Genomic DNA, 13,562 nt, shown 5'->3' with positions numbered 1-13,562 from the left:
ATGCTGGTACGCATTTTATGATTCGAGCACGAGCTTTATCTTTTTCATATGCCAGACAGGAGAAAGGCATAGATGATATTTATCTGGAGGTACCTGACGGAAGTTGTTTTGGACTACTGGGACAAAATGGAGCAGGTAAATCTACACTGATGAAACTGATCCTAGGCTTGCTAAAACCTAAGCAGGGGGAAGTCTTTTTGCAAAAACAAATGCTGAACAAGGCCGGTGTTTCACTTTATAAAGAGGTAGGCGCATTGGTAGAAAGCCCGGCTCTCTATACTCACCTTAGTGCATATGACAACCTATCCATTAATAGCATCTATAGAGGGATTATCCAAAGCAGAATAGAAGAAGTGTTGGAACGTGTGGCACTAAATGCTTACGCACATCAAAAGGTGAGTACTTATTCTACTGGCATGAAGCAAAGGCTGGGAATTGCTCTCGCTTTACTGCACGACCCAAAGCTGCTTATTCTGGATGAACCTGTCAACGGCCTTGATCCAGAAGGTATAGTTACTATCCGTAAGTTAATTCGTAGCCTTCAGCAAGAGGGGAAAACTATATTATTATCAAGTCATTTGCTACACGAGATAGAGTTAAGCTGCGACTATGTAGGCATCCTACAAGAAGGAAAGCTGCTTTATCAGGGTAGAATAAAAGATTTGCAACAGCAAAATTATGCTCATCAGCCTCTTTGCATTAAAACTAATGACAACATCAAAGCCAGGCAGCTTTTATCTGGTGCTAAATTTTTCTGCCAACAAGATGAGAATGGCCTACTCATTAACATTGAAAACAAAGATCAAATCAGTGTAATTATTGATCTGCTTCGCGCTCAGCAGATAGCTATCTATAAAATCACTCAGCAGGAAGCTCGCCTGGAAGATCTCTACTTTAGATTTACTAAAACACATCAGCATGAAGTCATTAAGCGCTAGCCTGTCTGCCGAAATATTAAAATCAAAAAACTCTCTGGCAGCCTGGCTTTCCTTTCTGGGTAGCAGTGGAATTATCATCGCTTTTTTTGTGATTCTTTTGTTGGGTACAGACACTTTTCTACCGGATGAGCATGAACATGCCTGGAAAAATTTTTACCACGCCTATTATGAAGGCACTGCCTTTATGCTTCTACCCTTATTCGCCATTATTATCGCAGCACTGGTTTGCTATACCGAGTACAAAAACGGAATGTGGAAGCTATTACTAATTACTACCATCAGCCGTACCGAGCTATATCTTTCCAAATTACTATTTACCTACCTGTTGATCACCTGCTCCCATATTTATTTTGTCTGCCTTATGTTACTTTCAGGCTTTCTGCTCGCATGGCTAAGGCCTGAGTTGGGGTTATCCTCTTCAGGTCTGGACATATTGTACCTTCTGAAGCTCGCTTCTAAAACTATAATTTCTGTTGCTGCTATGCTGGCTCTGCAATTTTGGGTTAGTATACGCTTTAGCTCCTTTGTTGTGGCCCTGGGCATAGGAGTGATAGGTTTTATACTTTCGGCACTATTAGTAGAAGGTTGGCCATATGCCGTTTACCTTCCATATTCTTACCCCTTATTGTATTTAGAGGAGAAGTACCTGCTACAGCCTCTCAGCCAGGTAGAATTTTTGAGTATGAGTTATTGCTTACTTGGCACATGTCTTGGGCTTTTGGATTTTCGTCAAATGAAGATTCGCACATAAGTATCTTTATGATAACTTACTAAAATGAGAGCTTTTTTATTAATTTGATAAAACTTAAGGGGCAAAAAACTACATCTTAAGGAAATTTTTCACAAAATTTGCAAAAGCATAAGCGATATAATATTCTTGATATATTGATGATATATCCTGAAATAGCCCTTTTTCTTTGAAAAAGCATATTTTTTAGAACTTGTAGCTTATCGGATTAAGCCGAAATAATGCAATTATTTTAAAGAATTGTCAGTTGTAACTAATATAGCCTTATTTTTGATGTCAGAGACAAACGAGTCTTCAGACACAAGGCAAAATCATAAAAGCATTAAGAAAAAAAGTAGAGGTGTTATGAGAACTATCAACCGTATGTTATTCTTTGGATTGGCAGTATGCCTTTCAGTGACTAGTGTGTTTGCGCAAGAAACAAGCAGCGATATTGATAAGCAGTTTAATGAGATGATAGAGTCTTCTAACTCTGTTAAATCAAGCTCTGGAAGAGAGTACAAAGTAGTCAACCTACAAGACTTGAATAACATCTGGAGAAATGTTCAGAATCGTCTGGCAGACTCTAAACAGGAGTTAAAATCTACGCAAGATAAGGTAGAGAACCTTAATCAGGAAGTTGCAAAGCTTACTCAGAAGATTGATGAGCAGCAGGTAATTGTAGAAGACAGTGAACACGCTGCTACTCACATTTCTGTATTAGGGCTGGATGTTCCTAAAGATAAGTTTGTAGCTGCCTTCTGGATTACTACCGCCATTCTTCTAGTATTGCTGGCAGGTGCTATCTACCAGTTTAAGCGCAGCCGAAATGTAACCCAGCGCACACAACTGAATTTTGTACAATTGCAGGAAGAAATGGAAGAACTTCGTCGCACTTCCCTGGAAAAAGAACGTCGCCTGCGTAGAGAGTTACAAACAGAAAGAAATGCTGTAGAAGAGATGGGCCGCAATATGGGTGGCATTAAAAGATAAAAGCTAAACTAGCTTAAGTATGTTATAACCGCCAAAAGGCGGTTTTTTTATGCTAAATTATAGCAATTTGCTTATATTATTAATATGAGCAAGTATATGAACATTCTCCTTATTCCATTTTTTCTCATCTTACAAGCTTGCCAGACTGGCGAAGCCTTTAACTTTGAACAACAGGGGCAGGCTTCTTATTATGCTAATGCTCTGGCAGGACAAACCACCGCTAATGGCGAAACTTACCATCCCGATAGCCTCACTGCTGCCCACCGTCACTTACCACTTGGCACAGAAATTCTGGTAATCAACCCGGAAAACCAGATACAGATCCGTCTGAAAGTAAATGACCGTGGCCCCTACCATGGAAGGCGAATATTAGATGTTTCTCGTAGGGCCGCAGACTCATTAGGTCTTATACAAGATGGTGTAGCAGAAGTAATAATTAAGGCTTCTCTACCTCAGGAAATAGCGGATAGTTTGAATCAGGAGCTTAATTCTACATCTGGTAATGTTAAGCAGGCGAAGTAATGATAACGCTTATTTGAGCTTAACTTCATTCTTTAACTCCTGGCCTGCTTCAAAATCACTAATGTTTTGCAGTGTGGTTTCTGCTATTTTAGTCATGGCGTTTTCTGTAAAAAAAGCCTGATGAGAGGTAATTAGAACATTAGGAAAAGTCATGAGGCGGGCAATATCATCATCCTGAATAATGTGTCCGGAAAGATCCTCAAAAAAAAGATTCTCTTCCTGCTCATATACATCAAGGCCAAGGTAACCTATCCTTCCACTTTTCAGCCCTTTGATCATGGCTTTAGCATCTACTAAACCACCCCTACTGGTATTAATGAGCATCATCCCAGGTTTAATTTGTTGTAATGCTTCTTCATCCAAAAGGTGATAAGAGTCTTCGGTAAGAGGGCAATGTAGAGAGATTATATCTGAGCGCTTAAACATCTCGTGAAGATCTACATATACAACCCACTCTTCACTGGCAAAATCTTCATTAGGGTAAGGGTCATAAGTTAAGACATGGCAGCCAAGACCATGCATAATATTGGCAAATACCTGTCCTATTTTTCCGGTACCAATTACACCTACCGTTTTGCCTCTTAAGTCAAAGCCCATGAGCCGTTCCAGAGAAAAATTACCATTACGCACCCGGTCATAAGCAATATGAGTTTTACGATTGAGGGTAAGTATCATAGCCAATGCGTGCTCTGCCACCGCATAAGGAGAGTAGGCCGGTACTCGCACCACTTTAATGCTCAGTTCCTGCGCAGCTTTCAGGTCAACGTTATTAAAGCCAGCAGCTCGTAGTGCCAATAATCGTACACCCTGGCTCTGTAGCTTTTCCAGTATAGCCCTGTCGGCTTTATCATTTACAAAAATACAAATAGCCTCAAAGCCTTGTGCCAAAATAGCAGTAGATAGATCCAGGCCGGTATCAAAAAAAATAAGTTCATGGTGATAATCTTCATTGATTTTCTCCATAAACTTTTTGTCGTAAGACTTAGTACTAAAGAAAGCTACCTTCATGGGTGGAATTTAAAAAGTCACGTACATGTCTACGTAGATCGGGAAAAAAGAGCGAAAAATCATGGGCGTAGTCAGAAAAATCTTTTTGCAGTTCCAGGTGAGCTTCTTCCAGGTAAGAACGAAAGCGTGCCCGCTGGCTGATACCGGAAAGAGCTTTGCTCAAGCCCTCCATCTGCTGATAACTTAGCAGCCAGTCGTGCCTGGCCATATAAGTAAGGGTACGCTCGGAAGATGGAGTGAGCACATCCTGATTGGCCTGCAACACGGCATAGACATGCTGGCTAAATTTGTCTAGCGGTATATCAGAGTAATCGGTCCACTGTACCGCCAGCAGGTGATCGTAAAACATATCAATCGCCACTCCGGCATAATGACCATACTTAGCGGATAACCGATGCTTACTTTGCAAATGACAAGAATGCTGATCTGTAAAGCTATCAATTTCCCGGTGGAGTTGTATGCCCCGGGCTACCGCAGGAGGGAATTTCTCATACTGGCTGCCTTTCACAAAATCACCCAGGAAATTGCCAATGATCAGAGAGTCATCCAGGTCGGAAAGGTAGAAATGGGCCAGAAAGTTCATGCTTACTTATAACCCAATATTGACACTTAGAGTTACATCAAAGCATACTAAAAATAAGACATTACTTACGCTTTCAACTATTTATTTAAATTCTCATAAAGCATAAGACCTTGATAATCTATATCATTAAAGCTTGTATCCACCGAATACGGCTATACCTGACTTCATCCAGAATACATCTACTTGTTCAAAACCAGCCTGACCAAGCCAGCTTAGCTGTTCGTAAATCGTAGAGGGCTTGTCTAGTGGGTCATCTTCAGGGTATTGAAAAAAATTCCACTTCTCATCGCTAAATTTCTGATAAACTTTATCATCATTGAGCTCGTCTGCCTGTTGCCGAGCCCAAGCATCCCATTCTTGGGCATATATACTAAAAGCAGCGGAAGCAGCAGGCAAAACCACATCTGCGATTAGCAGCCCCCCTCCTGGCTTGAGCAACTTAAAAAGATCTACAAAAAGCTCCTTTTTTTGAAATGCGCTCAGGTGATGTATAGCCAGAGAAGAAATAAAAGCATCAACTTTTTCCATGCCCTGGCGCCAGGAATGATCCGCTAAATCAAATTTGTGCCCTTCAAACCGCTTACCATATTTGCCTAAGTCTTGCCTGGCATGTTGTAGCATCTTGTCCGAAAGTTCGTATAACTTGAGCTGAAACTGTGGGTATTGGTCTAGTATAATTTTGCCAAGCTGGCCATTTCCTCCACATAAGTCTACTACAGTACTATGAGGCGGCAGGGGGCTTAACAGCTGAAGCAAAACCCTGCGTTGCTCTTGCCGATACGGAATAAAATAATCCCCATAATCTATAAAGTCCTCAGAATCCTGCTCTGTCCAGTATCCCTGATTTGTGTGTGCATTAGCAGCTTTCATATAAATCTTTCTGTACTATTGAAAAAATATCTGGATGGTAAAGTCGGCCTATAAGTTTTACCATAATTTAACACTAATACTTAAAAGTAGATTATAAAGATATGCATACATCTGAAGACAAAGTTCTGAGAGACCAACTCATCAAGCACCTGGAGGGGGGCGAAGCTTTTATTCCTCTTGATCATCTGCTAGATAAGATAGCTTTTGATGACTTAGGCAAAATACCCGAAGGGTTACCTTACTCTTTTTATCAGCAGTTTTATCATATCTGGCTGGCACAGAACGATATTCTTGAATTTACGCGCCATAGCAATTATCAGCCTTTGGAGTGGCCGAAAGATTACTGGCCCGAAGCAAAAGCACCAAAGGATGAAAAAGAATGGCAAAACCTTGTACAGCGTTACTTTGAAGATAGGCAGCAGCTATGTGGATATATCAGCGATTCCAGAAATGAGTTGTTTGTACCTTTTACTCATGGCGAAGAGCAAACTTTGTTTCGTGAGGCTATGCTGGTAGTTGAGCATACAGCCTACCATACCGGACAGCTTTTAGTCATCTTGCGCCTCTTGGGTTTGCATTAAGCTATTACCGATAGTGCTTAGCAAAAAAATGTCTTGCTAAAGTTCGGACATATCTGCACTGATTTTGGGAGAGCTTTGACTCCTAAAACAACAGACAATTTATTTTTGTGAGCCTGGTAAGCAATTAGTTTCTGCCATACCTGTCCCTTGTGAGTATGCTTATTAAAATTTGTAGCCCTCAATCAAATTGTTATAGCTTGATTGAGGACTACTTAATAGCATACTACTGCCATCCACCACCCAAGGCCTGGTACAAATCTACAATAGAGCTCAGCTGATTAAAGCGAGCATTGATTAAGTCCAGTTGAGTGTTTAACGCATTCTCTCTGGCAGTCAAAACTTCCAGATAATTGGCTAAACCATTGTTGAGCAACTGCTCAGAGTAATTGGTAGCCGTATTATAGGCTTCGTATTCTCGTTGCTTAATCTCTATTTTTTCAGTAGCCGCTTCGTAGGTATATAGAGCATCAGACACTTCTTTACTGGCGGTAATAAAAGTTTGCCTAAAATTAAGCTGAGCCTGCACCTGTTCAGCTTCAGACACTTCATACTCTGTACGTATACGACGAGCATTAAAAACCGGCTGCGTCAGACCACCTATGATGGTTGCAAACAAAGAATTAGGATCTATAAGCTCCGCAATATCCAGACTCTGAAAACCTACATTAGCGGTTAGTGTCAGTGAGGGGTAAAAATTGCTTTTTGCCACATTGGTCAGCTCAAATGAATTGATCAGGTTGTACTCCGCTGCCATCACATCCGGACGATTACGTAGTAGTTGAACCGGCACCCCCACGTTAAGCTCTGTCTCTATCTGCTGTGCTTGCAGCTCTGACCTTTCAATCTCCCGGGGTTCATCTCCCAGTAAAATAGAAAATGTATTTTCCAGCAACCTAAGTTGTTTCTTCAGATCTACCAGTATTGCCTGGGCAGTATAGAACTGAGCTTCTGTCTGTATTACACCTACTTCCGTTACATTACCAGCACGCTTCAGCGCTTTGGTAGCTTCTACACTATTGTTACGGTTTTCTATCGTCTCTTCCGTAATTCTGATCTGCTCATCCAGAGCCAGAAGCTGATAGTAGGTAGATGCTATACTGGCTATCAGCTGTGTTTTTACAGCACGATGAGCTGCTACTGAGCGCAGATAAGATGCTTCAAAAGCTCTTTTGTTGCTTCTTATTTTGCCCCATATGTCTGCTTCCCAGGATATGTTACTACTCAACTCAAACTGGTCCAGTGAGGAGAAAAAACTACCAAACTGGCTGTTAGAGGAGAGCTCCTGATGCGTAATCTGCGCGTTGGCATTAACAGAAGGAAAAAACGAGGCTTTCCCCTGCTTAACATAGGCCTCAGCTATTAGTATCTGCTGAATAGCAGTGCGTATATCTATATTATTCTTAAGGCCTTCTTCTATATGCCCTACCAATACCGGATCGGTAAACAACTCTCGCCAGGAGACATCGGCCATGGTAAGGCTATCCTGCTCCAGCTTATCAGTCCGGAAGTAGTCTTCTTCTACTATCTCCGGCCGTTTGTAATCTTTGGCAACGAAACAGGACTGTAAACTTAAAACAATAAGAAATAATAGTGCGGCTTGTAGTTTATTTAAACTTTTCATGTACTTCTTTAGCTGTTCTTATAATTTAAGCTCCTACAGTTTTTTGTTTTTTGCTTATTTTCTCCTGCATCCACTGGAAGAAAATATACAGCACCGGAATAATGAAAATACCGATTATTGTACCTATCAGTAGCCCTCCAGCAGCACCAGTACCTATAGAGCGGTTTCCTTCTGCTCCAACACCGCTAGCCAGTACCAGAGGGAGAAGTCCGAGTATAAAGGCAAAAGAAGTCATCAGAATAGGACGAAGCCTCACTTTGGCACCCTCTATTGCTGATTCGGTAATGCTTAGCCCCTGCTTACGACCCTGAATGGCAAACTCTACAATAAGGATGGCATTCTTCGCCAGCAGACCAATCAACATAACCAGGGCAATCTGGAAGTAGATGTTATTCTGCAAACCTGCCAGAAAAGTAGTAAGGTAAGCACCTGCCACACCTATCGGAAGCGAAAAGATGACTGAGAATGGAAGCAGATAGCTTTCGTACTGTGCTGCCAGCAGGAAGTACACAAAAAGAATACTTAACAAAAATATAGTTGTGGCCTGTCCTGAAGAAGCAATTTCTTCGCGAGTGATACCAGAAAATGCTACATCATAGTTGTTAGGCAATTTCTCTTCGGCCAGTCGCTGGATGGCAGCAATAGCATCTCCTGAGCTGTATCCGGGAGCCGCAGAGCCATTTATGGTAACCGCGTTAAAGAGGTTAAAACGGTTCACTGTCTGAGGACCGTAAATTCTCTCCAGGCTTACAAACTGTGAGATAGGAGCCATTTCTCCACTAGGCGTTTTCAGGTACATACTGTTCAGGCTTTCCAGATCTCTTCTATCGTCAGGTAGAGCCTGTACAAATACTCTGTACTGCTTACCAAAACGGCTGAAGTTAGTCGCGTAATATCCTCCGATATACCCCTGCATAGAGCTTAGGATATCGCTGATGCTTAAGCCGGCTTCTTTGGCTTTGGCGACATTAATATCCATTTCCAACTGAGGAAAATCCGTACTAAACGAGTTGGATGCAAAACCGATAGACGGATCCTGGTTTAACGCCCCCACAAATTCGGTGGCGGTTTCGTCTAGTTCTTTGAGTTCTCCTGATGTTCTGTCCAGCACCTGCATTTCAAAACCATCAGCACTACCAAAACCGGGCACGCTAGGCGGTGTAAAATAGATGATCTGGGCATCGCTTATGGCAGCCGATTTTCTATTAAGCTCCTGAATAATGCTCTGTATAGAAGTTGCCTCGGTCTGCCGGTCTTCCCAGTCTTCCAGTATAATAAAGCCCATAGCATAAGAGCTACCTGCACCAGAGAAGAAATTTCGCCCACTAATAAGGGAGGCAGTTCTGATTCCTTCAATAGTTTCTATCTCATCATACAACTGCTCGGTTACTTCATAGCTTCTGTCTAAAGAGGCACCCGGAGGTAATTCTGCATTCATAAAGATTACGCCACGGTCTTCTGATGGTACAAACCCAGAAGGGATAGACTGGTTGATCCAGTAAATAGAAAATACAGCGGCTGCTAGTATAGCTACTGAGATCCATTTGTGCTTTACCAGAAAATGAAGCGAGCCTACGTACTTATCTCGCGTAGCACTAAATGCAGTATTAAAGGCTGAGTAGAATCGTTGTAAAAAGTTCTTTTTCTCATGGCCATTATGCTGAGGTTTAAGGAACAAAGCACAGAGTGCTGGACTTAGCGTAAGGGCATTAACTGCCGAAATCAAAATAGCGACAATCAGAGTAACACCAAACTGCTCGTAAAACACCCCTGAAGGCCCCTGAATAAAGGTAATAGGAATAAATACCGCTGCCATTACTAGTGTAATAGACACTATAGCTCCGCTAATTTCGCTCATGGCAGAAATAGAAGCTTTTTTGGCATTATCGTAGCCACTTTCAAGTTTGGCATGCACTGCTTCAACCACCACAATGGCATCATCCACAACAATACCAATAGCCAGAATTAAAGCAAATAGGGTAAGCAGGTTAATGGAATACCCCAGTAAATTTAGAAAGAAGAACGTACCAATAATAGATACTGGCACCGCAATGGCAGGTATCAGGGTAGACTTCAGGTCTTGTAAAAAGATAAATACCACGAAAAATACCAGCAAAAAAGCCTCAATCAGTGTACGGTTTACTTTACTGATGGAAGCGGTCAGGAATTTGTTCGTATCGTAATTGATCAGATACTCAATTCCTTCCGGAAAATCTTCTTCCATTTCATCCAGTCGGTCATAGATTTTCTCTATAATTTCCTGAGCATTAGAGCCAGGGGTCTGGAATACACCAAAACTAATGGCAGGATTACCTCTTGAACGTGAAAGTGATGAATAGGAGAAGGCATCCAGCTCTACTGTTGCTACATCTCCTACCCTTAGCATCTTACCATTGTCCTGTGCTTTAATGATAATATTCTCGTACTCGTCTACCGTTTTATAACGGCCCTTGTACTTGATTACATACTCAAAAGATTCACCAGCATTTTGCCCCAGGGCACCGGCAGCAGCCTCCAGGCTTTGTTCGCCTATTGCACCAATTACATCATTAGGCGTAAGGCCATAGTTAGCCATTTTGCTAGGGTCTAGCCAGATACGCATGGAGTAGTCTTTACCTCCGAACACACTTACTTCTCCAACACCATTAATACGCTGAAGCTCAGGCTTTACATTGATGTTCAGGTAGTTTTGCACATAGGTATCGTCGTACTCCGGATTGGTAGAGTACAGCGCGGCATACAAAAGCGCGGAGTTTTGCCTTTTGGCAGTAATTACTCCCGCCCGTATCACTTCGTCAGGCAGTACAGCATTGGCACTAGCTACACGGTTTTGTACGTTTACCGCAGCAATATCAGGATCGTACCCCTGCTCAAAAAACACCTGTATGGTAGCCGAACCATTGTTACTGGCACTTGAGGTAATATAGGTCATACCTTCCACCCCATTGATCTGCTCTTCTATAGGAATAATGACACTCTCCAGTATGGTTTCCGCATTAGCTCCCGGATAAGTAGCACTTACCTGAACGGTGGGCGGCGCGATATCCGGATACTGAGTCACTGGAAGCTGCGTAAGCCCCAGTACCCCCAGTATGACAAGAATAATAGATATTACAGTAGAAAGAACAGGTCTTTCAATAAAAATCTTTAACATGATATACTATCTGAAAACAGTGTTAAAAGAGTAAACAATGCTGTCAAACGCAGCAGGTTGAGGCTTAATTTTGGTTCCGGCTTTTACATTGCCTACACCTTTGGCTAGGATGGTATTGCCTTCTTCCAGTCCCTGGTCTATTACATACATTCTGTCTATTTCTGACAATACATTGATTGAGGTAGATACTAGAGAGTCTCCTTTTACCTGATAGACAAATGTTTTTCCCTGCTGCTCGTAGGTAGACACTGCCGGTATAACTAGCGCATTTTCAAAGGTTTCAGGCACTAGAATAGTACCGCTGCTTCCGTTTCTCAGCATTCCGCCACGGTTGTCAAATTTGGCACGAAAGGTAACCGTACCTGTTTGAGGGTCTACTTCGCCAGAAATGGTTTCTATCTCCCCTTCTTTGGCATACTCATTACCATTGGCCAGCTTTAGCTTTACCTTAGGAAGATTTTTTATTTTTTCGTCTATGGTTTCACCTTTGGCAGTCTGAACAAAATCCAGAAAGCGCTTCTCGTTCATAGAAAAATAAGCATACACATTATCTATTGAAGACACGCGTGTTAGGGGAATCTGGTCCTGAGGGCTTACCAATGCCCCTTTACGGTAGTTAATAGAACCTACTACGCCATCTACCGGGCTTTTAATATTAGCATAACCAATATTGGCTGCTATACTATTATAGGCGCTCTTCGCCTGCTCCAGCTGAGCTTTGGCTGTCTCCAACTGTACTTCACTAATAATTTTCTGCTCTACCAGAGGTTTTAGTTTGTCTACCTCTACCTGCGCTGCCTGTACATTAGCCTTGCTCGCTGCCGCATCCTGGCTTAGCGATTGCGTCTCCAGCTTAAAAAGTATCTGGTCTTTTTTCACCTGCTGACCTTCATCTACCAGTACTTCTGTTATATAGCCGGATATTTTAGCACGTACCTCACTATTCACTACTCCTTCTATGTTGGTTGGGTAGGCATTATAAGAGGTTACCGTTTTGGTAGGAACTTTAATCACCGGATAGGGTGATACTGCTCCACCCTGTGCTTGAGGGCTAGGTCCACTCTGCTTACTGGCACAAGAAAACATCAAACATGCTGCTACTACAGCAAGGTATTTACTCATTCTTTTCATTTTTATCTACATTGGGGAATTATGAGGCGTTCTCGCTTAAAAAATTGTCCATTTTAGCTATAGTCTCCTTAATATTTTGCTCCTGAGATTTTAGGTAATCCAGAAACATCAGGCCTATAGATTCATTTTTTATAAATTTCTGCTTATTGTGTTTGCAGTTGTACGCATTAAATCTTTCTGTGAGTCTCATCTCCTCATGTATACGATCCAAACTCTCACGCAGCGTATTCTTCAGATGTTTTTTTGTGCTTCTGAAGTACCTTTTACGATCACCTGAGTTTGTGATGTACTCTACACTTTGTAATTGAATCAGAAGGTTTAAGCTGGTAGATACCGAACCTTTGCTGGCACCGGTAATTTCCATGATTTCTTCAAAAGTATGTCCCTGGTTGGAGCTTAAGATCATGAGCGCGTGTATGCGGGCTACTAGAGGGGAAAACTTATACTTCTTTTCAAAAAATAAACCTGCTTCTTCTATTAATTGCTTTTTCTCTTCGGAGCAATCCATTAATTATTTTAATAGTTAATTCTGTTAACATATAGTTAGTTTAGAACTTTCCAAACTAATTAAACCTACGAGAGAAGAGAAAATAAGTTAACGTTTGGCAGTAAAAAGAATAAGAAAAACTGAAGTCCTTTTTATAATACAATGAAAGGCTTGCTAAAGCTAAATATTGAGAAAATAGCCCTGAAACTATACTCAGGCATTATATACCGTCCGCTGAATTTTCCACCTACCTATACCTACGTATAAAACAGAAAAGAACAAAAAGACAAAAAGTAAACCTAAACTATTGAGTAAAACCTGTCGCACCCCAAGGCTGTTGACATCTAAAAAAGGGTAAGGGTAAAAACCTGACACGCTTCCGCGAAGCAGCACATATACCAAATAGAGTAAAGGATAAAAGAGCCAGGAGGGAATATGTTGCCAGCGAAGCCTGCTGTGCGCTTCAAAGCGATACCAGTAAAACACAAAATAAAGTGGGATAACTGAATGCAATAGTTCATCTACCAGCAACTGCAAACCCTCTGGTGCCCAAATCTGCCGCAACAAAAGTTGGTAGACCACCCCTACTATGGTGATATAAACAGAAATTGCAGTCATAACTCCGGGCTGACTAAACAGCTTATTAAAAACAGCAGGAGTTCCCAGGGCGCGGACTAGAAAAAAGATGGTTACTAAAGAATTCGTTAAGATAGTAAAGTAGCTAAAGAAGCGTATGCTTGTTTCCAGCGTAGTGTGATTACTATTTTCCAACATTAAAATATATTGGCTTAGCAGGGCAAAAGTACCAACAGCAGCACCAATTAGGTTGAAGTATTTTTCTGTTTTTAGCATAGCTTAAAAATTGATCACCTTAAATTAAGGGCTTTCCTTATTTTTACAAAAAAGGCTTTTAGTCATTGCCTATGGGTTTTGTTATATTACACCTA

At 41.5% G+C, this 13,562-nt stretch carries 13 protein-coding genes; 5 read left to right on the top strand and 8 right to left on the bottom strand.

Annotated features, from left to right (window positions below):
* Positions 1-17: 17 nt before the first annotated feature.
* The 4 genes from PZB74_RS11570 to PZB74_RS11555 all read left to right on the top strand — a co-directional run bounded on the left by PZB74_RS11570 (position 18) and on the right by PZB74_RS11555 (position 3,180).
* A complete protein-coding gene (locus PZB74_RS11570; RefSeq protein ID WP_302236102.1) occupies positions 18-938 on the top strand; it encodes an ABC transporter ATP-binding protein in 921 nt (306 codons plus the stop codon).
* Positions 919-1,689 (top strand): ABC transporter permease, encoded by a 771-nt coding sequence (locus tag PZB74_RS11565; protein WP_302236100.1) that lies wholly within the window; start codon positions 919-921, stop codon positions 1,687-1,689. Before PZB74_RS11570 ends, PZB74_RS11565 begins: the two co-directional genes overlap by 20 nt.
* Positions 1,690-2,031: 342 nt before the next feature.
* Positions 2,032-2,658 (top strand): hypothetical protein, encoded by a 627-nt coding sequence (locus PZB74_RS11560; protein ID WP_302236098.1) that lies wholly within the window; start codon positions 2,032-2,034, stop codon positions 2,656-2,658.
* Positions 2,659-2,754: 96 nt separating this feature from the next.
* Positions 2,755-3,180: a septal ring lytic transglycosylase RlpA family protein gene (locus PZB74_RS11555; protein WP_302236096.1), complete on the top strand. Its 426-nt coding sequence runs from the start codon at positions 2,755-2,757 to the stop codon at positions 3,178-3,180.
* A gap of 9 nt (positions 3,181-3,189) precedes the next feature.
* Here PZB74_RS11555 and PZB74_RS11550 read toward each other — a convergent pair whose 3' ends face one another.
* The 3 genes from PZB74_RS11550 to PZB74_RS11540 all read right to left on the bottom strand — a co-directional run bounded on the left by PZB74_RS11550 (position 3,190) and on the right by PZB74_RS11540 (position 5,641).
* On the bottom strand, positions 3,190-4,188 hold the full coding sequence (locus PZB74_RS11550; RefSeq protein WP_302236095.1) for a 2-hydroxyacid dehydrogenase: 999 nt from the start codon (positions 4,186-4,188) through the stop codon (positions 3,190-3,192).
* On the bottom strand, positions 4,169-4,771 hold the full coding sequence (locus PZB74_RS11545; protein ID WP_302236093.1) for an acyl carrier protein phosphodiesterase: 603 nt from the start codon (positions 4,769-4,771) through the stop codon (positions 4,169-4,171). The genes PZB74_RS11550 and PZB74_RS11545 overlap by 20 nt, the downstream gene beginning before the upstream one ends.
* Before the next feature lie 126 nt (positions 4,772-4,897).
* Complete coding sequence (locus PZB74_RS11540; protein ID WP_302236091.1) at positions 4,898-5,641, bottom strand: class I SAM-dependent methyltransferase; 744 nt, start codon at positions 5,639-5,641, stop codon at positions 4,898-4,900.
* Between the two features lie 101 nt (positions 5,642-5,742).
* On the opposite strand from PZB74_RS11540, the gene PZB74_RS11535 reads away from it, so the two are divergent.
* Positions 5,743-6,222 (top strand): DinB family protein, encoded by a 480-nt coding sequence (locus tag PZB74_RS11535; protein ID WP_302236089.1) that lies wholly within the window; start codon positions 5,743-5,745, stop codon positions 6,220-6,222.
* 223 nt (positions 6,223-6,445) lie between these two features.
* On the opposite strand, the gene PZB74_RS11530 is transcribed toward PZB74_RS11535, so the two are convergent.
* The 5 genes from PZB74_RS11530 to PZB74_RS11510 all read right to left on the bottom strand — a co-directional run bounded on the left by PZB74_RS11530 (position 6,446) and on the right by PZB74_RS11510 (position 13,467).
* Entirely contained in the window at positions 6,446-7,843 is a 1,398-nt protein-coding gene (locus tag PZB74_RS11530) for an efflux transporter outer membrane subunit (RefSeq protein WP_302236087.1), read from the bottom strand.
* A gap of 25 nt (positions 7,844-7,868) precedes the next feature.
* Positions 7,869-10,997: an efflux RND transporter permease subunit gene (locus PZB74_RS11525; protein WP_302236086.1), complete on the bottom strand. Its 3,129-nt coding sequence runs from the start codon at positions 10,995-10,997 to the stop codon at positions 7,869-7,871.
* Between the two features lie 6 nt (positions 10,998-11,003).
* Positions 11,004-12,119 (bottom strand): efflux RND transporter periplasmic adaptor subunit, encoded by a 1,116-nt coding sequence (locus PZB74_RS11520; RefSeq protein ID WP_302236085.1) that lies wholly within the window; start codon positions 12,117-12,119, stop codon positions 11,004-11,006.
* A gap of 28 nt (positions 12,120-12,147) precedes the next feature.
* Positions 12,148-12,636 carry a GbsR/MarR family transcriptional regulator gene (locus PZB74_RS11515; protein ID WP_302236083.1) on the bottom strand — a complete coding sequence of 163 codons (489 nt, stop codon included), beginning with the start codon at positions 12,634-12,636 and terminating at the stop codon, positions 12,148-12,150.
* A 192-nt stretch (positions 12,637-12,828) separates the two neighbouring features.
* Positions 12,829-13,467 (bottom strand): Pr6Pr family membrane protein, encoded by a 639-nt coding sequence (locus PZB74_RS11510; protein WP_302236081.1) that lies wholly within the window; start codon positions 13,465-13,467, stop codon positions 12,829-12,831.
* Positions 13,468-13,562 lie beyond the last annotated feature (95 nt).

This window comes from Porifericola rhodea (assembly GCF_030506305.1).
Lineage (GTDB): Bacteria > Bacteroidota > Bacteroidia > Cytophagales > Cyclobacteriaceae > Catalinimonas > Catalinimonas rhodea.
This window is presented reverse-complemented; position numbering and strand designations above follow the sequence as displayed.